We start from the raw sequence: 22042 nt of genomic DNA, 5'->3' as shown, positions 1-22042 counted from the left end.
CAGGCCGCCCGGGAGGTTGACTTCCCCTATCCTATGATTATGTGGATAAGCAGCAGAATACACCGCCGAAGGGAGAGGAGTACCTAATGGACATGAACCGCATGACCGTCAAAGTGCAAGAGGCCCTTCAGACTGCCTCATCCCATGCCTCACGGCGAAGTCATCAGGGCATCGATGTGGAGCATCTCTTACTGTCGCTCGTGGAACAGGAAGGCGGTCTCGCCTCCTCTCTCCTCGACCAGGCGGGAGTATCGGCCTCATCCGTTCGTCAGGCAGTGGAACAAGCGCTCGCGAAACTCCCTCAAGTCCAAGGTGCCGGAGCAGGCCCGGGACAGCTTCATGTCACCTCCAGGCTCAGCCAGGTCTTGGCCAAAGCCGAAGACGAACAACGAACGTTGAAAGACGATTATCTCAGTGTCGAGCATGTCATCCTTGCCATGGTCCAGGAAGGAGGCGTCTTCAAGAAGCTCGGCCTGACGAAGGAACGGCTCTTGGGGGCCTTGCAGCAAGTACGAGGCTCGCAACGGGTCACAAGCCAGGACCCGGAAGGCACCTACCAGGCATTGGAAAAATACGGCCGCGACCTCACTCGATTAGCGGGGCAAGGGAAGCTGGACCCGGTCATCGGACGAGATGAAGAAATCCGCCGCGTCGTGCAGATCCTTTCGCGGCGCACCAAGAACAATCCCGTGCTCATTGGCGAACCGGGCGTCGGGAAAACTGCCATCGTCGAAGGGCTCGCCTCGCGTATCATCAAAGGCGATGTGCCGGAAGGACTGAAGAAAAAGCGCGTCATCACCCTCGACATGGGATCGTTGGTGGCAGGCGCGAAGTTTCGCGGCGAGTTCGAGGAACGATTGAAAGCGGTCTTGAAAGAAGTGCAGACGGCAGAGGGCCAGATCCTGCTCTTCATCGATGAGCTCCATACGGTTGTGGGAGCCGGCGCGGCGGAGGGGTCGATGGACGCAGCCAATCTGCTCAAGCCCATGCTGGCCCGCGGCGAATTGCATCTGATCGGCGCGACCACGCTGGATGAATACCGGAAGCATATCGAGAAGGATGCCGCGCTGGAACGGCGGTTCCAAACGGTGCTGGTCGATCAGCCCTCGGTGGAAGATACCATCTCGATTCTGCGCGGCCTCAAGGAACGGTACGAAGTGCACCATGGGGTGCGTATCAAAGACGCAGCCCTGGTCGCAGCGGCAAAACTCTCGAACCGCTATATCGCCGATCGCTTTCTTCCGGACAAGGCCATCGATCTGGTGGACGAATCGGCCGCCAGATTACGGACGGAAATCGATAGTTTGCCGGCCGAGCTGGATGAAGTCTCGCGCAAGGTGATGCAGCTGGAGATCGAGCGGGAGGCCTTGCGGAAAGAGCAGGATCAGGCCAGTCAGGCGCGGCTCGTCACGCTGGAGCTGGAGTTGGGCGAAAAACAAGAAGTACTGCGGGAACTCAAGACTCGCTGGGATTCAGAGAAAGCCTCCGTCGCGAAACTGCGCAAAATGCGGGAAGCGATGGAAGAGGTCAAGCAATCGATGGAACGGGCTGAGCGGGCCTACGATCTAAACCGCGTGGCGGAGCTGCGCTATGGAGAGCTGCCCCGCTTGGAGCGTGAACTGGCTCTGGAGCAGGAACAGCTCGGCAAGAAACAGGGTGAAAGCCGGCTGCTCAAAGAAGAGGTCGATGAAGACGACATCGCGGCCATCGTAAGCCGTTGGACCGGTATCCCCGTCTCACGGCTCGTCGAAGGTGAAACGGAAAAACTCTTGAAACTGGGCGAACTGCTGCATCAGCGGGTGGTCGGCCAGAATGAAGCGGTCGAGGCGGTCGCGGATGCAGTTCTCCGGGCCCGCTCCGGCATCAAAGATCCAAACCGGCCCATCGGTTCGTTCCTCTTTCTCGGTCCAACCGGTGTCGGCAAGACCGAGTTGGCGCGGGCCCTGGCCATGACACTCTTCGATGACGAGGCGAACTTGGTGCGGATCGACATGTCCGAGTATATGGAGAAACATACGGTGGCCCGTCTGATCGGAGCCCCTCCCGGCTATATTGGCTATGAAGAGGGTGGACAATTGACGGAAGCAGTCCGGCGGCGGCCCTTCTCCGTCATCCTGTTCGACGAGATCGAAAAAGCTCATCACGATGTCTTCAATGTTCTGCTGCAAGTCTTGGATGACGGCAGGTTGACGGACTCGCAGGGACGGACCGTCGATTTCAAGAACACGGTCTTGATCATGACCTCGAATATCGGCAGCCCGCAGATCCTGGAGGCGCAGCAACGGCGCGCGTCGTATGACGAGGTCTGTGCTCTCGTGATGGTGGAACTGCGGGAACATTTCCGTCCTGAGTTCTTGAACCGTGTCGATGAGACGGTAGTGTTCCATCCGCTGGAAACGGAGCAGCTGGCGAAGATCGCGGAGATTCAGCTGGAGCGGTTACGGGCCCGGTTGGCGGAACGGCGGATCACCCTCACCATCACACCGGCTGCCTTACGGCACTTAGGTGAGCGTGGATACGATCCGGTCTATGGAGCGAGACCCTTGAAGCGGTTGATTCAGCAGGAACTGGAAACGCCGATGGCGCGGCAATTGATCAAGGGCGAGTTGCGCGATGGGGACACGGCTACTGTGGACCTGAAAGATCAGCACATCGTGATTGTGCCGTCGGTCACCGCATAGGATATAAGAACGGGTCCGTTGTCTGGTATCAGCCGAGGACGACGGACCCGCCCTTCACATCTTGCGTCGTGCCGCTGGCACGAAGCTTGTCGATTTTCCATTCGGTGGGAGAGACCTCGAACAGGTGGCCCTTGATCGTGTGGAAGGCCCCTTTCGTGAAAGCCACCAGGTCCGGCGCCTTCAGTTCCATCTTCAAGATAACGTTTCCCGATGCCAGATGGGTGAGCTCCAGACTCTTCGGCGTTTTGTTCACTTCGTAGGCGCGTTTCTCGTTGATCATCAGGGTGCTGTCGTTAAGCTTGGCCGTGACCTTCCCTGCCGCATCGAACAGGGCAAAGTTCACAAGCAAGGCGCCGGTCGTCTGTTTTACGGCGAGCTGAATCTGCGGAATCCCCTCGACCTCAATTGTGCCGTCTGTATTGCGATACAGGTTTGACCCTACTTCCACGTCCATGTTCGATCCTCATTTCCCTACGATGTGAAAACGAATTAGGCTTTTTTGATCCGATCCAGAATTAAGGCGAGACAGCCTCCGAGCAATCCCCCGCCCATGATGGTGGTGAACAGCTCGACCAGTTTGAGTTCCCAGACGGATCCCTGTGCTTGCATGACTTCCCTGATGCCGCCCTGCAGCATGATCACGGCGAGCGCCATGAGCGAGCCGACCACAAACCACCAGAGAAATACTTTCATGGTTGGCACCATCATTCCTAAAACTCCATTCGACGGTCGAGACTGCGATATTGAATCGCTTCCGCCAGGTGCACCGGCTCAATCGTATCAGAGCCTGCAAGATCGGCAATCGTCCTCGCGACCCGCACTATGCGCCCATGGGCCCGCGCAGACAACCCGAGCTTCGCCAATGCCTGTTCGAGCAGTTCCCGAGCCGGAGCCGCCAGCACACAATACCGCTTCAGGAGGCGCGGCTTCAACTGGGCATTCGTATGGATGCCGTCCTGGCGGTACCGCTGGCGCTGCCGGTCCCTAGCAGCCAGGACGCGCGAGCGGATCGTGGCGGAGCTTTCCGGCATGGGCCGCTGGTCGTGGAGGTCCCGGATGGAGACCGGAGGCACCTCAATATGCATGTCGATCCGGTCTTGGAGCGGCCCGGACAATTTCGCTCGATAACGGCGGATTTGCTGCGGGCTGCAGAGGCATTCATGCGCGCGATCCCCATAGTAGCCGCAGGGGCAGGGATTCATCGCGGCGATCAACATGAAGCGGGCCGGGTAACGGAGCGAGCCGCTAGCCCTGGTCAGGGTTACCTGCCCCTCTTCCAGCGGTTGCCGTAATCCGTCCAAGACCGGGCGGCGGAACTCCGGCGATTCGTCGAGAAACAACACCCCGTTGTGGGCCAGGGAGACTTCTCCAGGCCGGGGGATCGTGCCTCCTCCGATGAGTCCTGCATCGGAAATACTATGGTGGGGCGCGCGAAAGGGACGGACGGTCAGCAGCGGGTGCTCGGCGGTCAATTGTCCTGCGACACTATGGATGCGAGTCGTCTCGATTGCTTCATCCTGTTCCATGAGGGGGAGAATCGTCGGAAGGCGTTTGGCCAACATCGTCTTGCCGGATCCAGGCGGTCCGATCATTAAGAGGTTGTGTCCTCCTGCTGCGGCAATCTCCAAGGCCCGCTTTGCAAGGTCTTGCCCCTTCACATCGCCATAGTCCTCATCCTCAACAGGCCTGGTGGTGAAAAACCGGTCTCGGTCTGCCTGGGCGGGAGCCAGCGGAACCTTGCCTTGAAGAAATCCCACTGCCTCAGGGAGTGTGTGGAGTGGGTAGGCCGTCACTCCCTGCACCATTGCAGCTTCCTGGCTGTTATCTGCTGGTAAAAGCAGACGCTGGTCCTGACGACAGGCGATCCCGATGGATAGGGCGCCAGCAATCGCTTTGATCTGTCCGTCCAGCGACAGTTCTCCGACGCAGACGCAGTTTCGGACATTCTCAGGCGGAATGACCTCTTCCGCGACGAGGATGGCTATGGCTATGGCCAAGTCGAGCCCGGACCCTTCCTTCTTGATGTTCGCCGGCGCGAGGTTGACGGTAATCTTCTTGGCGGGAAAATGGAAACCGGTATTCTTGAGCGCGGAACGGACTCGGTCGCGGCTTTCTTTTACTGTGGCATCGGGAAGGCCGACGACCGAAAATTGCGGCAGCCCTCCGGCAATATCGACTTCCACGTCGATCAGGTGGGCATCGATCCCGACGAGTGCAACGCTCAGAACCTTTCCAAGCATAGGTCGCTCCGGTGCAAGGCCAAAGGCTCCTGGATTATAGAAACCGCAGTGTTTTGTTTCAACCGAGCGAGGCGAAAACTGCGTGATATGGTTTCATTTCATCTATATAATTCCTCAATGGGTACTCTCTTACCGTCTTTGTCATTTTATTGTCTCCTCGGTAGCCTGCTCCTGGGATCTGTCAGTCCTGTCTTCGCCCAAGTGCCTGGCCGTGCAGTCACCCCATCCGCACCGATCGGCGCATCGATGGCAGTCCTGGCGATGCTGCAGGATGCCGACGTGCTGCCACCGGAAGAGACCCCCGAGGCGAATCGCATCATCAAGCTGGCCATCCAATTTCAATCGGTCTTTATGAAAAGTCCTGATCCTGCTGTCCGCACATTTCTAAGTCAGGCGCTGATAACACAGGGGGAACGGTCTGCCGACGACAGCCTCTCCCGATTTCGTGCATTAGGCTGGACTTCTGAGGTGCTGGAAGCGCTCAATAGAGAATGGATGGCGACCGCAATCGATCAGCGAGTGCTACTCGCGCCGGGCTTTCGCCAGTTCAACGTCAGTCTGGAGGATTTCGATCGGTTGATGGAACTCGTGGCGAAAGCGCAGACTGCGTTCATGCAACGGGGGCAAACTATTCACCAGGTGTTTGCGCAACGACGGCGGGAAATGCCGGGCGGCGCACCGTAACCGTAACAGGGAGGATGCCATGGCCACGAAAGCGTATATCCTGATCAAGGTCAAAGCCGGACGGACGAAAGATGTGCTGCAATCCCTCAAACGCCTCCCCGGCGTCGAGCAGGCCCATTCCTGCTTCGGGCGGCCGGACATCATCGTCTTCATCGGCGTAGCGGATGAACGAGCCCTCTCGGATGTGGTGATCACGAAGATTCACCAGATCGAGGGAGTCGAAGAAACGGACACGCACATCGTGGCCGACGCCTAGCAAGTCTGCTCACGTAATGAAGCGACGTTGACGGTGGCCCCGCCCTGTTCTGCGGACCGGTAACAGGCGTCGGCCACCTCAACAGCGCGGCAGCCGTCACGCCCGGTAATCGGCGGGGGCGTCTTCGTTTGAATCGCATGGACGAAAGCACGGAGCGTGGCGAGAATCGTCTGCTCTGGTTGGACAGCCCATTCCTGAGGAGCCGCGTCCCCGATGACGCCGGTCACCAGCTGGTGACGCCAATCGGCGGTGAGCTGGCCCTTGGTTCCCACCCACTCGGTCCTCGCCACCCTGCCTGATTCAACTCGCGCAATGTCCATGACGCATCTCATGCCACTCGCTGTATGGGCCTGCACGAGCGCCAGGGTCTCCGGCGCCAGGGGCGGGAGCTGGTCCATCTCGCAGCGGACGTCAACGATGTGCTCGCCTGTGAGAAAGGGCACTAGATCTAAGAGGTGCACCCCCAATTCCAGGAGCGCCCCTCGTTGCCCCGGCACCGGTGACAGGGCCTGGGCACTGGCTTTTGTTTCAATCCGGCTGGTGAAGGTGGCGTAGCGAAGCCGGCCGATTTCAGGCAAACGCTCTTTCAATAACAAAATCGTCCGGTCGAAGCGCAGGGTCTGCGCGGTCATGAGGACGATGTTCGCTGCTTCTGCCGCTGCCACCATGGCTCGCGCATCACGGCCTGTCTCGGCTAACGGTTTTTCGATAAGCAGCGGCTTTCCTGCCTTTACGGCTGCTAGACAGATCTCACGACAGAGAGAAGGAGGCGTGACGACCACGACTGCTTGCACCGCCTGGTCGGCGATCAAATTGTGATAGTCGCCATAGACAGGGATCTCTGGCGTGGGAAGGGCGCCAATCCCCTCCCCGATTCGTTTCCTGCAGAGAGCCACAAGCCTGACCCCTGGCAGATCCTGCGAGAGATGGTGGAGATAGCGGCTGCCGTGGCGTCCGACACCGATGAGCCCGATTCCAAGCGCTGTGGTGGTCATATGTCCTCTTGTGCGGGGAAACTGTAATCGCGATCACGCGATTGGTCAACCGCAACCAAGCCTCTGCCGCCAGATTGACAACCCGGCGGCGCGATCCCTATAGTACCCCGCGTTGTATCGGCCCTGTCTGAAAAGGGCGCACCCGCAAAGCCTTGATGGAAAAGAGATTGCCGCAATGATATCCACCATCGCCCCCTTTACCCTCGATCAAATTGGCACAGGCACCGCGCGCTTCCCGAGCGGCATCGCCATTCCGACTCTGACAGATGCCGCGGTCGATCCCTACATCCAGACCCGCGTCTCGAAACATGTGCATGTCGAATGTGTGCAGTTCTGGCCCCAGCCGAAAGGCCTCTATCCAGGGCTCGTCCTCCTACATGAAGAATGGGGACTGACCGCGCAGATCAAGGATCTCGGCGCCAGACTGGCCTGCGAAGGCTACGGAGTTATCATTCCCAATCTGTATGGACGGCTGGGCGGCATGGTGACGGCGAATGCAGAAGTCGCGGATGCGCTCATGGCCAAATTGAACGAAACGCTCGTCTTGCAAGACATCAATTCCTGTTGCGAGTTTCTCAATACGCGCGACCACATCAAGCAAAACATCCACGGAGTCGTCGGCTACGGCATGGGCGGGTCCTACGCGATCCGGTTCGCCTGTCAGAGGAAACGGCTCCGGGCGGCGGTCTCCTATTACGGGCGGGTGGCGCAGCCCGCCACCGAGATCAAAGATTTGTACCCTCCCCTGCTCTATCACCAGGCAGGGCAGGATCAATGGGTGCCCAGCGGCGACGTGGACCGGCTGCGCGCCGCTGCGGCCGAACATAAGAAGCGCGTCGAGATCAAGACCTACCCTAATGCTCCCCATGCGTTTTGCAATGAGCAACGGGTGGAGAGCTATCGGGCTGATGCAACGGCAGAAGCCTGGGAAGCCACCGCCGCGTTTCTCAAGACCTGCTTCCAAGGCACCTGATCAGGCTCCCCATGACATTGTCTCAACGACAGAATCGCGCGATGCGCCAGCAGGTACGATCGTTTCGACGAGCCACGGCTCGAATCTGGCTTGTCCTTCTCCTCGTGACCGCCTCTTTCTTCGGAGCCTGGCTCAACGCCATGGCATACGAATCCCTTCCCAGTGGCACGCCTGATTTCCCCTCGGTCATACAGCCCCAGGCCGATCGGCTCGTGAAGCTGGAGTCGGACAAGGATGCCATCGCGCTGTTCGTGACCACGATCGGTCCTGCGCTTCAACTAGGCGATGCGGCCAGAACCCTGGGCGCCAGCGCCTTGCCGGTTAAGGTCGCCAAAGAACTGCTGGTGCCGGATTTGACTGCTGCGACCCATCGGTTCATCGGCAGTTTGGCCGCCTGGCACCTTGCCTCGACTGTCAGAGAAGCCGTGAAAAACCGGCAGTTCACCTCTGTGACCGAGCGGCTCTCCAAAACGGCGAAGCCTCTGACCTGGCTCGATCAACAGGGCAAAGCCTCCTGGCATGATTCACTGACGCAACTATCCGATGCCGCCGCCTCCCCTGAATGGGCCAATGGGAATCAGGCGGAAGTGGTGGAACGAGCCGTCCGCCTGGAAGTGGCAGCGCTCCAGGCCAGCTATCAGGAATGGGACCGGATCAGAAATTGGAAGGATCTGGTGCGCGGGATTCGCGGGCAGACCAGACTCTGCGGAACCTGGCAATGGATCATCCATAATCACCAGCAGCACCATCAAGAGCAGAAACTCTCGCTCCTCTTTCCCCCGGTCGGCGCGGCGCAACCGACTCCAGGTCTCGTGGAAACGATCGTGCTGGGCGACAATGTGTACTTACGGTGGGAGATCGACGGCCAAGTCCAGGAAGACAGTCTGCAGTTCAGCAAAGAAGGTCAGCGTCTCGAAGGGACCTTCGTGAATTCCCAAGGCGGCTGGGGCTCGATCAGTGGAAAAAGATCGGCCAGCTGCACGCCTTAACGTAACGCAGTAGCGCGCAAGATTGGCGAAAAGCGCGCGATCCTAAGTTCGAAGTTTAGGATTCGAAGTTCTAAAGATCTCAAACTTCGGACCTCGAACCATCCCCCGCCTCGCGTATCGCAGTCCGCCAAACTCGCCAGCCCAACAACAGCCAGCCTGCCAGGAATGCCGCCCCTCCGATCGGTGTAATGGCGCCTATCCAGCGAACCCCTGCCAGAGACACCACGTAGAGACTGCCTGAAAAAAGAAAAATGCCGATGGTGAAGAGCCAGCCGGTCTGTTCGAGCCGTTGCCCCGGATAGCGATCGATCGCCCAAGCCACGATACAGAGTCCGAAGGCATGGTGCATCTGGTAGCGGGTGGCGGTGTCGAAGACTTGCAGACTGTGCTCATCCAGAATCTTTTTCAGCGCATGGGCGCCGAACGCGCCGGCCGCAACCGCCAGTCCCGCAAAACCCGCTCCCAGCACTAAAAATCGTTGAGAGGGCGATCTGCCGGTCATGAAACCTCCGCTGGTGGACATTCAGTGAAACGCAGGGGGAGCATTGCGATGGTGGGGATGGAGGGGCTTGAACCCTCACGGTGCTTTCGCACCTCAGGATTTTAAGTTCGCCCACCAGTTCGTACTACCGGGCACTATAGGTGCTTAATCCTCTCGTTTCAAGAAGTTATCTAACCAGACTTCACCTCGATTGTCCCACATATCCCCCCTTCGCCTGCCTGTACGGGCAAAGCAGCTGGCTGCTATGTCCTGAACAAGGGGGACCAATGGAAGACGTATCTCGTTCGATCCAAGGCGCTACCAGCCACCAAAAACCTGAATGGAGCCGAAAGCAGAAACGCGGGTATCACCGGATACGCTCCTTGCTCTTCTTTTGGGAGTCGCATGGGTACCAGGTTCACTGGGTAACCCTCTCGACTGCTGAGGGCGGCGATGGGTCAAGGCTCACCTGCAATCTGTCGCGAATCGACAGACTGCGCAGCTGAGGGCTCATGGGCCATAGGCCCCCGCTTCACTTGATCTATATGGTCAGAGTAGCACGGATAGACTATGACGGTTTCATCGCTCTCGACATTATCAGTCGCACCTTGTAGCATTGAAGAATTCTAGCTACTGGAGTGCTGTTTTAACTGATGAAGATGCAGGAGGTCTCATGCAGGACATTGTGAGGGCTATTGCTAATCGGACCTGTGTGATATTCGCTGGTGCTGGTCTGTCACGCAATGCTGGGCTACCCAGCTGGCTTGAACTGATAACACATTTAGTTCAGACCTTGTCCCAAAATGGGAAAATAGCTGAAGCTTATCTCGCCACAATTAATTTGCTGCTTAATGATAAACGCCTACCAGAGTGCATGGATCTACTCTTAATGGCGACGAATAGAAAAGATATCCTCCTATTGCTGAGAGAGGCGCTGAAACCGAAAAGTAACAGTACCGTTCATGATGCGCTTAAGAAGCTTCAATTGAGAGGTTATATCACCACAAACTATGATCGTCTTCTCGAAGACATATGTGGCAGTACAAGTTACCACCTCACTAATTCGCTTGAAAAATTATCACTTATCCCAACAGCCCTTGGCAGTCACGACGTTCAGTTTGTTCTTAAGCTGCACGGTGACATAGATGACATGTCACCTCCCGATCATAGCGAGGTTACAAAGGGAGGTCCCTTCATCATTTTGTCTAAGACTGACTACACAGTTATGTTGCAGGGCGACAGGGGAATAGCTCTAAAATTGGCATTGTTCTCGGTTCTACAGAATGCTTCCATCTTATTTTTGGGTTATACCTACGGAGACCCCGACATCACGCTCGCTTTCGATTTCCTTTCTAAAAATTGTCAATTCCCTCGCCAGTCATGGTTTGTTGGCCTTAGTGGACAGCCCATGCCGGCATTGCCATCGAATATTACCGCTATCCAACCTTTCGCGGAATGGTCTCAGCTTTCAGACTGGCTTATCAGCCTTTCAACCCAAGTTGAAGTGGGACGTAGCTCAACCACTCCTAGCTCTGTCCCGCATTATGCTGTGCCAGCTAAAGACAGGCAGGCACTTTTAGCTCTTGGTGAATTTATCAACGGCTTAGAGACGGAAGACCTTTTCGCCAAGACTATTCTGAGCATTCTTGTGCCAGAACTAAGATCGAGAGCCACAATAACTGAAGCCTGGGTGTCGCAGTTTATTGCCTCGCTGCTTGACCTCGGCCCAGTTTGGGCGGACACATTTGCACAGGCAGTACTGAAAGAGCTCCTTGAATTTAAACTGGTTACACCAGAAGACGACCCTCAGGTTTTCCGTGTTAACGCCATTCATATTAATCAACTCTACCGGAAGGCAAGTACCGAATGGGATGAGGAGCGAACCGCATTTACATGTTCTATAACGCAACGGCTGATGAAGTCAGGGCTGATTCTGAATGCAGATTTATTCCTGAAATTCGAACAAGTCCTTCAATCCTTGTGTATGGAATATGGACATAGCATGGCCGAGTGGATTCACAGAGGAATTGGGGAAGAAATACGACTGCTTGATATTCAAGGTGTTGTTGCCCAGCACTTTGAAGGTGAAGAGACTAGACGCCAGATGGAGGAACTCCTCCGCCTGATCTTTGAAAAACCAGCTGAGGGCGAAATAAGCTATATCTACCGACTATTGAGCTCAGCTTTCCTTCTCAACTCTGTAAAGCTCGACCCAACTGCGTCTAAGTTTATTCATGAAGGCATAGCTCAATATCACTTATATCTTGATGCCAATGTTCTCTTGCCACTAATTGTTCGGGAGCACAGTAATCATGACTGGGTCGCCTCGCTTATAGCGATGACCAAAAAATCTGGTGCTAGCTTGTATGCAATCGAGGACATCCTTGAGGAGGTACGAGGGCACAGAAAAGTGGCACAAGATATTTACGATGTATATCGGAATGACTTGGAGGATTTGTCGCTATATAGATCAATTTCCGGTCAGCGCAGTAACTGCTTTGTCGACGGCTACATAAACTGTCCACAGCGCAAAACTCAAAAATGGGGAGACTATCTACGGTCATATAGTGACAGTAAAATATACGAACTTTTAGCGAAGCATGGCGTAGTTGCGGAGAAGGTGCCAGCGGAAAATTTAGATCTTATTGCTTACGCTGATGTTTTGCAGGCCATTGAAGAAGAGTGGGGAAAACGGCTCCACGGTGCAATGCGTAATCGAGCTTTGAATAAACATGAAGCGAAACAATTCTTGCACATTTACGGTCAACGGAAAAGGCAGCTTGAAAAAGGCTATTCTGATGATGTGTGGTTTCTTTCGTCTGAAACGGTTTTTGAACGGGTTTTCCTAAAGGCTCCACAAAAATGGGGCAGGCCTCCGACCTTTCCTCTTTCAGCTTGGGCCTCATTCATTGACTCGAGAATGGTATTCCAGCACAGCAAACGCAAACATGTCTTGAGCGCGATACTTCAAGGAAATTCAATTGCCTATTCTTTGCCAGGGTCCATCGCGTTAGTTCGGAAAAAACTTTTTGGGAGCACTCGGGTTTTGTCTAAGGCGGAGCACGACGCACTGAAAGTTACCTTCTCCGGAGGGCAATTGATCAAGCGGCTAGATAAAGCTCGAAACGAAGTGTTGAAGCGTTCTCACAGGGACCCGGAAAGTCTCAAGGAATATTTCAGCATCCAGGAGTCTGTTGAACAGGAGGTTAGGGACGACCTCAACGAAAAGCTCGAAGCTTTATCCAAAAATGAAAACATGTATAAGCAAAAGGTCGAGCAACTCACAAAGCAACTCGTGGAAGCTGCAAAAGTTAAGCGGCCTAAAAAGGCCAAAAAAACAAGGAAGTAGAGCTCCATCTTCGTGGTGCCCCAGCTCTCCACCTGCCCGAATCATCTTGATGATGGCCTTGTCCGCTAGCATATTTAGCGCGTACAACCTTCAAGTATGGCATTGCCTCCCCCCCCCTCAACTCTCTCGACCACAATGACCAGCCGGGAGTTGCGGCAATCAAAGAGCTAAAGGGCAAAGCAGGGGGATAGGTGAGGAGTCGAGATATGAGAGGCACAGCCTAAGTATGTGAACGGTGGTGGGGATGGAGGGGCTTGAACCCTCACGGTGCTTTCGCACCTCAGGATTTTAAGTCCTGTGCGTATGCCAATTTCGCCACATCCCCTCTCCACTCTGGCAAGGAGTTGGGATAATCCCACGAAGGAGAGGAGGGCCGCAAGCCTGAAGGGGAACATCGCGGTGAGGGCTGGTTTGGCGAACCGACAGTCTGCCCCATGGCTGGAGCAGACTGCCGGAGAAGCAGATTTCTTGACGAGGCGATCGCTCTAGACTGCTTCGATCTGCGGTCGCAGACTATCCCGCTGGATCAAAGACTTGCTGCGATCCATCACTTCTTTCACGCCTGATTGCACCGACCGGCTCAACCTCGTCGCCTTCAATTGCACCTTCTTCGCGTAGCGACCGACATCGCGACGGGTCTCTGCGCCTGTTTGCGGCGCAAAGAGCAGCCCGATCCCCGCTCCGATCACCGCACCGCCCGCCACCAACGCTGCGACCTTTGCCACCTGACGTCCCTGGTCCGACATGTGAACCTCCTTACGGTTGAATGAGGGCTGCACTTCCGGTTCCTTGCCCGATCATACCCTGTGCCTACGCAGTAAACGTGCCACAGGAGAAACCGCGTAGATGCAGGACAATTCTTCACCAGACTGCCCGCCCGATGAGAATCGCCTAATTTTTGGTGGCCTTTTCCTCACAGGCCAGGACACAGGCGTGACAGAAAACCAACAACTCCGGAATCGACCAGGCCCAAACTGGCTCCTGGCAAGGGTCAGGACGAGCAGCTTCCGTGAAGCCTTCCCTCGCTTGCAATGGACAGGAGCCTCACCTATGATCTGCCAACTTCTCACATGAGGCATGCATGAGCTGGTTCCACGCAATCCCCTATCCCAACATCAGCCCGGTTTTTTTCGAACTAGGTCCGCTGCAGTTTCGCTGGTACGGCTTGATGTACCTGATCGGATTGGCCAGCGCCTATTTTTTGATTGTGCGGAGGGTTGAGTCGAAGGGCCTGCCCCTTACCAGGGATCAGGTCTACGATATGGTCATCTGGGCCGCCCTCGGGGTGTTCATCGGGGGGCGGGTCGGCTATACGCTCTTTTATAATTTTGCGTACTATGTGCAACATCCGGTCAAGATCCTGGCGGTCTGGGAAGGGGGCATGTCCTTCCACGGAGGATTGCTGGGCGTCATCGTGGCCCTCTTTTGGTTCAGCCGCAGGCAGCATATTCCCTCCTACACCATCGCGGACCTGGCTGCTGCAGCCACACCGATCGGGCTGGGGTTCGGGCGGCTCGGCAATTTCATCAATGGAGAGTTGTACGGTCGCGCGACCGATGTCGAGTGGTGCATGGTGTTCCCGCATGGAGGGCCTGCCTGCCGCCATCCGTCGCAGCTCTATGAAGCTGGCCTTGAGGGGCTGCTCTTGTTTACGCTGCTCTGGGTCATCGCGAAGGCCCTGCCGCCGCCGGGAACGATTTTCTGGAGCTTTATCGCAGGCTACGGACTCTGCCGGATGGTCGTGGAGCTCTTTCGTGAACCGGATGCCCATCTCGGATTTATCCTGGGCTCCTTTTCGATGGGGCAGCTGCTGTCTCTCCCCATGATCGTCGTGGGAGTTTTCATGCTCGCCCTCGGTTATCAACGCCGCGCATCACGACAGGCCTAGCAAGGATTTCCTTGCTCATCGTTCCTCGCTCACCGCTCATCGTTTCCCAGCTGGCGGCATTTTTCAGCAGCCTGCTAGTACGGCATATCCTCGTCATCCAACCCGACATGATGCCCCAGCTCATGGACCACCGTGTCGCGGACCTCGTGAATGACTTCGTCCTTTGTCCGGCAGAGACGCAGGATGGGGCCTCGATAGACAGCGATACGGGCAGGCAACTCACCGGCAGGCTGAAAGAAGGACGTCTCGTCGATCGAGACTCCCTGATAGAGACCCAGCAGATCGTCTGCCGATTCCAACTCAAATTCTTGCAGGACTTCGGCTGAAGGTTCTTCTTCGACCACAATAGAGACCTCGTCAGCCAGCGATGCAAATGGGACAGGCAGTCCTGCCAGCGCCTCCTGAATCCATCGGTCGAATTCTTCCGGCGAGACAGTCAAAGGCTGGCGAGATCCTGTCACGCTGGTTCCTCGTGATGGCTACTGAGGCTTGGCATCCAAATAGGACTTCTTGCTGAGATCATCATTGAAGTTGCTCACGCGAAATGGCGGAGCATCCCAAATGATCTTATTCCCCGGAGCCAGATTCGCCGCCTCCATGTAATGTTTCTTCGCTTCGACCTTGTTGCCTGCCCGATACAGCACCGTAGCCAGGTTATAGTGCGCTTCGGCAAAGGTCGGCGCGGCCGCAATGGCTTGACGATAGGCCTCTTCCGCCTCCGCCCATTTCTGAGCGGCAAATAAGGCGTTGCCCCGTTCCAATTGCGTCACAATGGCAGAAGGCATGCCCGCGGGAGCCTGTAACACGGTCGGCGGTTTCGTGATCGGACTGGTGCAAGCGGTGAGACAGAACAGCAGGAACAGACTCATCGATCTGACATTCATTGGCAGCCTCCTGTTAGATATCAACGGCAACGCCAGACCTTAAAAATATTAACTGAGACGAGATAGACGATAATCCTAACGAACTCGCGACAGCTTGAGCATAACTTTCCGCTTGAGGCCTGTAGCGATTCACTCGCGATGGCACACCTTCTGCAGCCACATCGTCAGTCTTATAGTCGGCAATCCAGATCCTGTCGTCAAGCCGGTAAATCAGATCGATCACTCCCTCCATCGTCTGGCCCTCGCCTACAGACATGACGAAGGGCACTTCCCGTCCGAGCACCGTTGCCCGTTGCAGTATTTTGTAAGGCTCGGAAGAGAGGAAGTTCTCGAAGAGTACCGTAAGTTCCTCCGAGACTGCTGCCAGCAATTCCGGATGGTCCCGGGCCACAGTGCGACGAATGGCCTGCTCGATGACCGGCCTGATCTCAGTGCAAGGTCTGGTGAAGTTCCACTGCTCGAGTACCGCATGGGCGGAAATTCCGATCAGTCTGGACAGGTCTGCCTCGCGCCCTGTCCCAGCGCGAGAGGCAACGGTCTCTGGCTTGTGTCCCGGGAGGCTTGAAGGGGTCAGTCGTCGTGGCGTCGTGCGACGAGTCTCCCATTCAACCTTTCTGGCCTGACGGCGAATGAGAATCGGACCAAGAGCCGGCTTCTGGACCATCGCGGACAGGGGCTCCTGTCTGCGCCGTCTCACTGCCACAGAGGCTTGCGTGATCACACGAGTAAGTCGGCTCGTACCGATGCAGATCTGGTTGTCTTCCGAGGGAAGGGCCTCGTCGGTCATCGCCTCTCCGAGCAACGAAAGGACTGTGTCATGGCCTGGCTTGCTGGTCTGGCCGCCGGATAAGACCAAGAGATCGCGCGCCCTGGTCATGCCGACATAGAGGAGCCGACGTTGCTCCGCCTCTTCCCGCGCCGCCATCTTCATGTCTACGAGCAAGGCGCCGAGATTCGAGCGGCCTCCCATCTGGAGGCTATAGCACCGGCTCGACCAATCATGATGGATGGAGGGGCCTTTGCGGAGATTCTTGGAGCTCTGGTGCAGACCAGGCAAAATGACGACAGGAAATTCCAATCCTTTCGCCTTATGGATGGTCAACACGCGGACTGCGTCCAGCGATTCTTCAGCCAAAGCGCTTTCCGCCTCATCCGGCTGTTCCGAGACCCTGGTCATCATGAGATCCACGAACCCGGTCAAGGTGAGATGGGGGCGATCAGCCAGCGCTTCTGCCATGTCCCTGGTCTTTCGCAAATTGGCTACTGCTTGCTCACCATGGAGCGAAGCTGCTGCCAATTCCAGGACCGGCAATCGATCGAAGATCAGATCGATCGCATCAGGCACAGGCCGCAAGGGAGCGAGCTGATGGAGTTCTGCCAATCGCTCATACAGCCGCCCAACCAGTTCCGCTTGAGGATGGTTCCAGGCAGACAACAGTTCCCGTTGCTGATAGTCCAATCCCTCGATCTGCTGGAGGGCCAGGAGATCCCGGTCCGCCAGACCTCCCAGGGGTGAGCGCAAGATGCCGACCAGCGCAATCGTATCGTGCGGGTTGTCGATGACCCGGAGCAGATTGACCAAGTCGATAATTTCCTGCCGCCGATAAAAATGTTTTTCCCCGTCGGTGATATAGGCAATGTCGTACCGGCGCAGGGCATCGAGGTAGACCTGGGCCTGGGTCAATTTTCTAAAGATCAAGGCGATATGGCCCGGTTGCAGCGGCCCTTCCCGTCGCTCGCGATCCGTGACGGTCGTGCTTGCGAGGAGTTCCTCCTTCAGCCAGCGAGCCAGCGCTTCCGCCTCAGCCCTGGTCGCAGCCTGCACATCGAACTCCTCATCCTCCTCTCCCGGCGTCACGAGGCGAAGCTGCGCTCCGGAGACTGAGACTTCAGGTTTCCGTTGCGGCCTGACAGCCAGCCGTTCATTGGCCGGCTGCACATGTTCGGTCGGATAGAAGAGCCGGTCGAAGACATTATTCACCACATCGAGCACGGCCCCGTCGCTGCGAAAGTTCGTCACCAGGGAATAGATACCTCCCCCTCCTGCTCGAATTTTCTCCACCACCCGCTCGAAGGCTTCAATGTCGGCTCGACGGAAGGCATAGATCGATTGCTTGGGGTCCCCCACGATAAACAATTTACCAGGCTCCAGATCCACCTCATGCCAGGCGGTCTGATGGCTGCCAGCCCGCTCACCGAGGTAGAGGATGATCTCGTACTGAACCGGATCTGTGTCTTGAAACTCATCGACCAGGATCGCCCGATAGGCCTGTTTGATTCTGGCTCGCACGGATGGATGGTCGCGCAAGAGAGTTTTGGCCCGTGCCAACAGTCCGTCGAAGGCAATCCACCCGGAGGTGAGAAACCGGCGTTGGACCAGATCCAGGAAGGGGCGCACCAGCGTGATCACTTCTTGGAAGTAGGCCTGGTCGACCGCGAGGAGTTGTTGTGCCAGTCCAATGATCGAATCCGCCTCCTGGAAGGTGACCTCATCCCATCCGGCAGGGGCCTTCCCCAGATCCTTCTCCAGTACGGCCCTTTCATCCGGCGCGAGGTCCTCGAACCCGGCTGGCCCCTTCTCCAATAACAGCTCCAGCGACCGTACCGCTGCGGCGAGCATTTGCTCCGCCTTCCGTCTCTTCGGTCGATCCTGTTCTGCCAGGATGGTGGCGGCTCGGCCCTGAGTGGCCAGGATCCAGTCACGCAAGGTTCCCTCCAGCGAGCTGGCGCGGCATTGCCGTTCCAGTTCATCCAGGTCTACAAAATCCCCTGCGAGGGCAGCGGTAAACTGCCGGAGATCGTCGAGGCCTGTTCCAGCCAGCACCAGTCTCCATCGGTCATGCTGTGGCCCGGCCGATCCCAGCTCATCGTCCAGCCAGCGATCCCAGCAAGAGTGAAACAGTTCCTTGAAGCGAGATCCATCATCCTCTTGAAAAGATGGATCTATTCCTGACTCCATGGGATGGAGGCGCAAGAGGTGCGCGGCAAAACTGTGCAGGGTGCCGATCTGAGATTTCTCCATCTGCTCCAGCGCTGACTGCGCCCGGTCGCTGACTTGCTCAGCTGAGAGATGGTACCGGGTCCGGAAGATCTCGATCAGCTCATCTGCCTGATCAGTCAGGCGAAGGAGCTGCGCCCGCAGCCGCTGCTTCATCTCGGTGGCAGCCTTGTTGGTAAAGGTGAGGGCCACGATCTCCGTGATGGCCAAAGGGTTCGGCTCTCTCAGGAGGAGATTGAGAATGCGATTGACCAGAATCGTGGTCTTGCCGGTCCCGGCTCCTGCCACGACGACGACATTGCGGTCCCAAGTGGTCTCAGCCAGGAACCGGTCCTGGGAGTCTGTGAGTGTCAGCGCTTCACTCATCGTTGATCTTCTGCTTTCTCAATTTGCGTAACACCTTGGCCTGGGGCGACCGGTAGGAGCGCCACCAGACCATCGCATCGTGGCGACGGCAGGCGCCGGAAAATTCGCAATAGTCGCAATAACCGTCTGGCAGGATGAAGAATGCTCTATTCGCGATCCCTTGAATCAAGGTGGAGAGGGTTTCTCGGATCATGTCCCCCGTGTGACTGGTCCAGAGGCCCGCGTCGAAGGTGGAGCGAGAAATCTGCTGCTTCCACTCAGGCGCTAGGAAGAGCAATTGGACATCGGTCGCAGGCGGCAGCGACGGCAGATTCATGCTGGCGTAAAGCGGCGGTTGCAGCCGAAGTCCCCGCACGGCCGACAGGGCCAGGTTGCGATCGACGGCGCTGATCTCACTCCCCTGTTTGAACTTATAGTCCACGATCCGGAGCGCCGGAGGCTCAGCCCGGTAATCGACCCGGTCCAAGGTGCCATGGATCTTTAAGGACACCGACGCATCGGACTCCAGCGAGACGACTCCTTGGGCTGCCGCCTCGAATGCCACAGGACGGAATCCGGTTGCGAGATATTCCTCCTGATCGGACGACACAGCAGCAGTCACGAGCTCTGTCACCTGTTCACAGGCCAAGGTCCAGAGCAGCGCATGTCCGGTCCCTTGAGTCGCAGCATGGGAAGCGAAGGTCTCGGTCACTGATTCATGCACGGTTGATTGCACCCTGACATCTGGTAGCAACACATCCGGCCATTGGAGCGACAACAACCGCTCGTAACTCACCCGCAGCGATTCATGCACCAGAGTCCCGAGCATCAAGGGAGGCAGGTGATCCTCCTGAATCCGCCGCACTGGCTCCAGCTTAAGCACCTTGTCCGCAAAATACTGAAAGGGACAGGTCGCATACCGTTCCAATGAGGTCGGCGAGAAGCTTCGCTCCTTGGCAGACGATGAGATAGGCGCCGGCGCTCCGACCATGCCGTCGAACGGACCAAGTTCGGGGGATTCCCGCTCAATAGTTTTCAAGGTGGCGAGGCCCTGCTCTACAAGAAGCAGATCCCGTCCCACCGCATCGAGCACTGGCAGCGCATCCTGGCCCTGCATGAGGCAACCCAGGGCCAGCTCCTCAGCGGGCAAGAGATCTTGGATCGACGGCTGCTCACTGATTCTCTGGGTCAACCTGCGAGGGACTCGCTCTTCCTGCTGTGCGATAAATCGTTGATCCCGCACCGCCATGGCGATGAAACTGGAAGGGGCCATGACTCGCCCTGCTTCATCGGCCCGTTGGTACGACAGATAAAGCCGGTTAGTTGCCGAGCGGCTGAGGAGCTCAAATAACAACAGCTCCTCTTCATGTCCTGCCAGCTTCTCATCGATCTTGTAACCCAGGGTCGATTCCAGCACGACTCGCTGCCTGTCTCGGAGAAAGGGGTCCTCCCGCACGTAGCGGGGGAAAAGCTTTTCGTTCATGCCCATGACAAAGAGCGTTCGAACCGTCCTGCCTCGGGCCGTCATGGCATCCAGCACTTGTACTCCCTGATGGCGCTCCTCCTCGACAGGGAGACTGGTCTCGTCCAATATCCGCTGAAACAAATCGACCCACTCCTCCCATGAGAGGCTCCCTCCCAGCGGATCCAATTGCTGCAACCGGGCTAGAGAAGATCGGATCAGTACACCGACCTTGGTGAGATCCGTCTGCTCGGCTGACTCGCTCGACGATGATTCGAACAGGCCCGGCACATGAATATGGGATTGCAGCAATGACTGAAATGCGTCGGTCAGGGTGCCGACCGATCCATGAGCAGGAAGGGCTCGGCAATCCTGAATCAGCCGCGATACGAGTTCCCATAAATAGGCCAGTTGCGCTATCTCGCCCGTTCCGGCTGTTGGCTGATCGTCTTTGTCCGACTCAGCCCCTGCATCGCGAAGAATGGACGAACTGGCCGGCTCTCCCAACCGTTTCCATTCCGCCTCCCCCTTCGTAATCCCCAGGGTATAGACGAGCGAACGCCAGAGGTCCGGTCGAAAATTCACACTGGTAGAGCCGTCGCCACCAGCCTGATAGAAGGGGGACGTGACCACATCCAACATCGCCCCACGGTCGAAATCGTTCAGCGGGAGCGAGGCAAGACGCAAGAGGGTCTTCACCAATGGTTCACGCGATAGGGGTTTGCCCGCCGTGGTCGTGAAGGGCACCAGATGACGGTCGAACACCGATTGCAGCCTGGCTTGATAGGGTTCCAGGGTGCGGGCCACGACGCCGATCTCATCGAAGCGATAGTTGTTCACCTCGACCAGAGTCAGGATTTCACGGCAGACTCTGGCCAGCTCCTCCTCGACCCCGATCACGTTCATGACGGACAGTTCGACCAGCTCCGCTATTGCGGTTCGGTCTCCCTCCCCGCTCCGATCTTCATGGGTCTCTGCCAGAGGAAGCAGATGCCGCTCGAAAAATTGGCGGGCGAAGAAATAGGCCGGACGGTCCTGTAACGGAAAATACACGGTGGCAGGAACAGCGCGGACGACCGATTCAAAGAACGAGAGCTGGACCTGCGAGAGGTCGTAGAACCCATAATAAAACAGGCGATGCAGTCCCTTGAGGAATGGAGCGCCTGAAAGATCCCGATCGAGTGAGGCAGCCAGGTCATCAGGAGAACCGACCCTGAGCGATCGGCAGGCCTCCATCACGGCTGCATGGAGGGTGAACAGGGACCGGAGCCAGTCCCGGTCTTCCTCTTCGAAGACCTCTTCCGTCAGCGCCTTCAAGCCCATCGTCGGCGCCACCACTGCGTCTTTCAAGTCGCGCACTGTCGCCCAGAGGCCTTTCCAGGTTCCCGGAGAGGCAGGCAAACGAGCGAGTGGTTCGAGCCCCGGCAGGTTGCGCTTGACCACCTGGCGCACCAATTGCTCGAAAAAGAAATCGTCAACCAACTGCAGTGGAGGCTCCTGACTGGACCCAGGCAATGCTGCGAGATCGTCGCGCAGACGAAGGGCCAGCTGGTGGAACGTCAGGAAATGGATATTGAGGAAGGATCGGGGCTCGTGACGAGCGAGAGACTGTTTCAGCTGCTCGACCAGAGAAGCGGAGGGCACGATGACAGCGAGGGGAGCAAAAGGATCGTCGCTCTTACAGCGCCGAATGTCTTCAACCAGCTCATGCTCGAGAACTGGATTGAAAGGCCCGGTGACGATGCGAAGCATCAGGAACCGTGACGCATGATCGGTGAGGGGTGATGAGCAGACACAGGACAGAGAGCCATGATGTT

17 protein-coding genes and 1 tRNA gene are annotated in these 22042 nt (G+C 57.0%); 7 read left to right on the top strand and 11 right to left on the bottom strand.

The genetic code is table 11. The features are described 5' to 3' along the window. The first annotated feature begins 86 nt into the window (after nucleotides 1-86). The gene (gene clpB, locus NT179_01095) at nucleotides 87-2681 is read left to right on the top strand and encodes an ATP-dependent chaperone ClpB (GenBank protein ID MCX5720612.1); all 2595 of its coding nucleotides are present in this window, start codon (nucleotides 87-89) and stop codon (nucleotides 2679-2681) included. 28 nt (nucleotides 2682-2709) lie between these two features. On the opposite strand, the gene NT179_01090 is transcribed toward clpB, so the two are convergent. The 3 genes from NT179_01090 to NT179_01080 are packed head-to-tail and all read right to left on the bottom strand — an operon-like array spanning nucleotide 2710 to nucleotide 4921. Next, nucleotides 2710-3135 (bottom strand): hypothetical protein, encoded by a 426-nt coding sequence (locus tag NT179_01090; protein ID MCX5720611.1) that lies wholly within the window; start codon nucleotides 3133-3135, stop codon nucleotides 2710-2712. A 35-nt stretch (nucleotides 3136-3170) separates the two neighbouring features. After that, nucleotides 3171-3389 carry a hypothetical protein gene (locus NT179_01085; GenBank protein ID MCX5720610.1) on the bottom strand — a complete coding sequence of 73 codons (219 nt, stop codon included), beginning with the start codon at nucleotides 3387-3389 and terminating at the stop codon, nucleotides 3171-3173. Between the two features lie 2 nt (nucleotides 3390-3391). Beyond that, a complete protein-coding gene (locus tag NT179_01080; GenBank protein MCX5720609.1) occupies nucleotides 3392-4921 on the bottom strand; it encodes a YifB family Mg chelatase-like AAA ATPase in 1530 nt (509 codons plus the stop codon). 117 nt (nucleotides 4922-5038) lie between these two features. On the opposite strand from NT179_01080, the gene NT179_01075 reads away from it, so the two are divergent. After that, complete coding sequence (locus tag NT179_01075; GenBank protein ID MCX5720608.1) at nucleotides 5039-5605, top strand: hypothetical protein; 567 nt, start codon at nucleotides 5039-5041, stop codon at nucleotides 5603-5605. Between the two features lie 19 nt (nucleotides 5606-5624). Beyond that, a complete protein-coding gene (locus NT179_01070) occupies nucleotides 5625-5861 on the top strand; it encodes an Lrp/AsnC ligand binding domain-containing protein (protein ID MCX5720607.1) in 237 nt (78 codons plus the stop codon). Here NT179_01070 and NT179_01065 read toward each other — a convergent pair. Further along, on the bottom strand, nucleotides 5858-6856 hold the full coding sequence (locus NT179_01065) for a Gfo/Idh/MocA family oxidoreductase (protein MCX5720606.1): 999 nt from the start codon (nucleotides 6854-6856) through the stop codon (nucleotides 5858-5860). The genes NT179_01070 and NT179_01065 overlap by 4 nt on opposite strands. A gap of 175 nt (nucleotides 6857-7031) precedes the next feature. Here NT179_01065 and NT179_01060 point away from each other — a divergent pair, with 175 nt between their 5' ends. Both NT179_01060 and NT179_01055 read left to right on the top strand, forming a co-directional pair. Then, nucleotides 7032-7829, top strand: a complete 798-nt coding sequence (locus tag NT179_01060; protein ID MCX5720605.1) for a dienelactone hydrolase family protein — start codon at nucleotides 7032-7034, stop codon at nucleotides 7827-7829. Between the two features lie 140 nt (nucleotides 7830-7969). After that, entirely contained in the window at nucleotides 7970-8818 is an 849-nt protein-coding gene (locus NT179_01055) for a hypothetical protein (protein ID MCX5720604.1), read from the top strand. A 79-nt stretch (nucleotides 8819-8897) separates the two neighbouring features. Here NT179_01055 and NT179_01050 read toward each other — a convergent pair whose 3' ends face one another. Further along, a complete protein-coding gene (locus tag NT179_01050; protein ID MCX5720603.1) occupies nucleotides 8898-9320 on the bottom strand; it encodes a DUF423 domain-containing protein in 423 nt (140 codons plus the stop codon). Between the two features lie 652 nt (nucleotides 9321-9972). On the opposite strand from NT179_01050, the gene NT179_01045 reads away from it, so the two are divergent. Continuing rightward, entirely contained in the window at nucleotides 9973-12648 is a 2676-nt protein-coding gene (locus tag NT179_01045) for an SIR2 family protein (GenBank protein MCX5720602.1), read from the top strand. A gap of 236 nt (nucleotides 12649-12884) precedes the next feature. Here NT179_01045 and NT179_01040 read toward each other — a convergent pair. Together NT179_01040 and NT179_01035 are read right to left on the bottom strand one after the other, a co-directional pair. After that, a tRNA-Leu gene (locus tag NT179_01040) sits at nucleotides 12885-12973 on the bottom strand. Nucleotides 12974-13133: 160 nt separating this feature from the next. Then, a complete protein-coding gene (locus NT179_01035; GenBank protein MCX5720601.1) occupies nucleotides 13134-13394 on the bottom strand; it encodes a YtxH domain-containing protein in 261 nt (86 codons plus the stop codon). 353 nt (nucleotides 13395-13747) lie between these two features. Between NT179_01035 and lgt the strand changes: the two genes are divergently transcribed. Beyond that, entirely contained in the window at nucleotides 13748-14536 is a 789-nt protein-coding gene (gene lgt, locus NT179_01030) for a prolipoprotein diacylglyceryl transferase (protein MCX5720600.1), read from the top strand. Between the two features lie 74 nt (nucleotides 14537-14610). On the opposite strand, the gene NT179_01025 is transcribed toward lgt, so the two are convergent. Genes NT179_01025 through NT179_01010 form a run of 4 tightly spaced genes read right to left on the bottom strand, consistent with a single transcriptional unit; the run spans nucleotide 14611 to nucleotide 21977 of the window. Continuing rightward, the gene (locus tag NT179_01025; GenBank protein MCX5720599.1) at nucleotides 14611-14997 is read right to left on the bottom strand and encodes a metallopeptidase family protein; all 387 of its coding nucleotides are present in this window, start codon (nucleotides 14995-14997) and stop codon (nucleotides 14611-14613) included. Between the two features lie 18 nt (nucleotides 14998-15015). After that, complete coding sequence (locus NT179_01020; protein MCX5720598.1) at nucleotides 15016-15420, bottom strand: tetratricopeptide repeat protein; 405 nt, start codon at nucleotides 15418-15420, stop codon at nucleotides 15016-15018. A 13-nt stretch (nucleotides 15421-15433) separates the two neighbouring features. Then, complete coding sequence (locus NT179_01015; GenBank protein MCX5720597.1) at nucleotides 15434-18784, bottom strand: UvrD-helicase domain-containing protein; 3351 nt, start codon at nucleotides 18782-18784, stop codon at nucleotides 15434-15436. After that, nucleotides 18777-21977, bottom strand: coding sequence for an exodeoxyribonuclease V subunit gamma (locus NT179_01010; protein ID MCX5720596.1), 3201 nt, complete (start codon nucleotides 21975-21977; stop codon nucleotides 18777-18779). Before NT179_01010 ends, NT179_01015 begins: the two co-directional genes overlap by 8 nt. Nucleotides 21978-22042 lie beyond the last annotated feature (65 nt).

Source organism: Nitrospirota bacterium (assembly GCA_026387665.1).
In the GTDB taxonomy this organism is placed as follows: Bacteria; Nitrospirota; Nitrospiria; order Nitrospirales; family Nitrospiraceae; genus Palsa-1315.
Note: the sequence above shows the minus strand (reverse complement) of the source record. Positions and strands in the feature narration are given on the sequence as shown.

What these genes read in the sequence shown, in the direction of transcription:
- clpB (MCX5720612.1), top strand. Translation starts at nt 87, where the DNA reads ATGGACATGAACCGCATGACCGTCAAAGTGCAAGAGGCCCTTCAGACT.
- NT179_01090 (MCX5720611.1), bottom strand. Translation starts at nt 3,135, where the DNA reads ATGGACGTGGAAGTAGGGTCAAACCTGTATCGCAATACAGACGGCACA.
- NT179_01085 (MCX5720610.1), bottom strand. Translation starts at nt 3,389, where the DNA reads ATGATGGTGCCAACCATGAAAGTATTTCTCTGGTGGTTTGTGGTCGGC.
- NT179_01080 (MCX5720609.1), bottom strand. Translation starts at nt 4,921, where the DNA reads ATGCTTGGAAAGGTTCTGAGCGTTGCACTCGTCGGGATCGATGCCCAC.
- NT179_01075 (MCX5720608.1), top strand. Translation starts at nt 5,039, where the DNA reads ATGGGTACTCTCTTACCGTCTTTGTCATTTTATTGTCTCCTCGGTAGC.
- NT179_01070 (MCX5720607.1), top strand. Translation starts at nt 5,625, where the DNA reads ATGGCCACGAAAGCGTATATCCTGATCAAGGTCAAAGCCGGACGGACG.
- NT179_01065 (MCX5720606.1), bottom strand. Translation starts at nt 6,856, where the DNA reads ATGACCACCACAGCGCTTGGAATCGGGCTCATCGGTGTCGGACGCCAC.
- NT179_01060 (MCX5720605.1), top strand. Translation starts at nt 7,032, where the DNA reads ATGATATCCACCATCGCCCCCTTTACCCTCGATCAAATTGGCACAGGC.
- NT179_01055 (MCX5720604.1), top strand. Translation starts at nt 7,970, where the DNA reads ATGGCATACGAATCCCTTCCCAGTGGCACGCCTGATTTCCCCTCGGTC.
- NT179_01050 (MCX5720603.1), bottom strand. Translation starts at nt 9,320, where the DNA reads ATGACCGGCAGATCGCCCTCTCAACGATTTTTAGTGCTGGGAGCGGGT.
- NT179_01045 (MCX5720602.1), top strand. Translation starts at nt 9,973, where the DNA reads ATGCAGGACATTGTGAGGGCTATTGCTAATCGGACCTGTGTGATATTC.
- NT179_01035 (MCX5720601.1), bottom strand. Translation starts at nt 13,394, where the DNA reads ATGTCGGACCAGGGACGTCAGGTGGCAAAGGTCGCAGCGTTGGTGGCG.
- NT179_01020 (MCX5720598.1), bottom strand. Translation starts at nt 15,420, where the DNA reads ATGAATGTCAGATCGATGAGTCTGTTCCTGCTGTTCTGTCTCACCGCT.
- NT179_01015 (MCX5720597.1), bottom strand. Translation starts at nt 18,784, where the DNA reads ATGAGTGAAGCGCTGACACTCACAGACTCCCAGGACCGGTTCCTGGCT.
- NT179_01010 (MCX5720596.1), bottom strand. Translation starts at nt 21,977, where the DNA reads ATGCTTCGCATCGTCACCGGGCCTTTCAATCCAGTTCTCGAGCATGAG.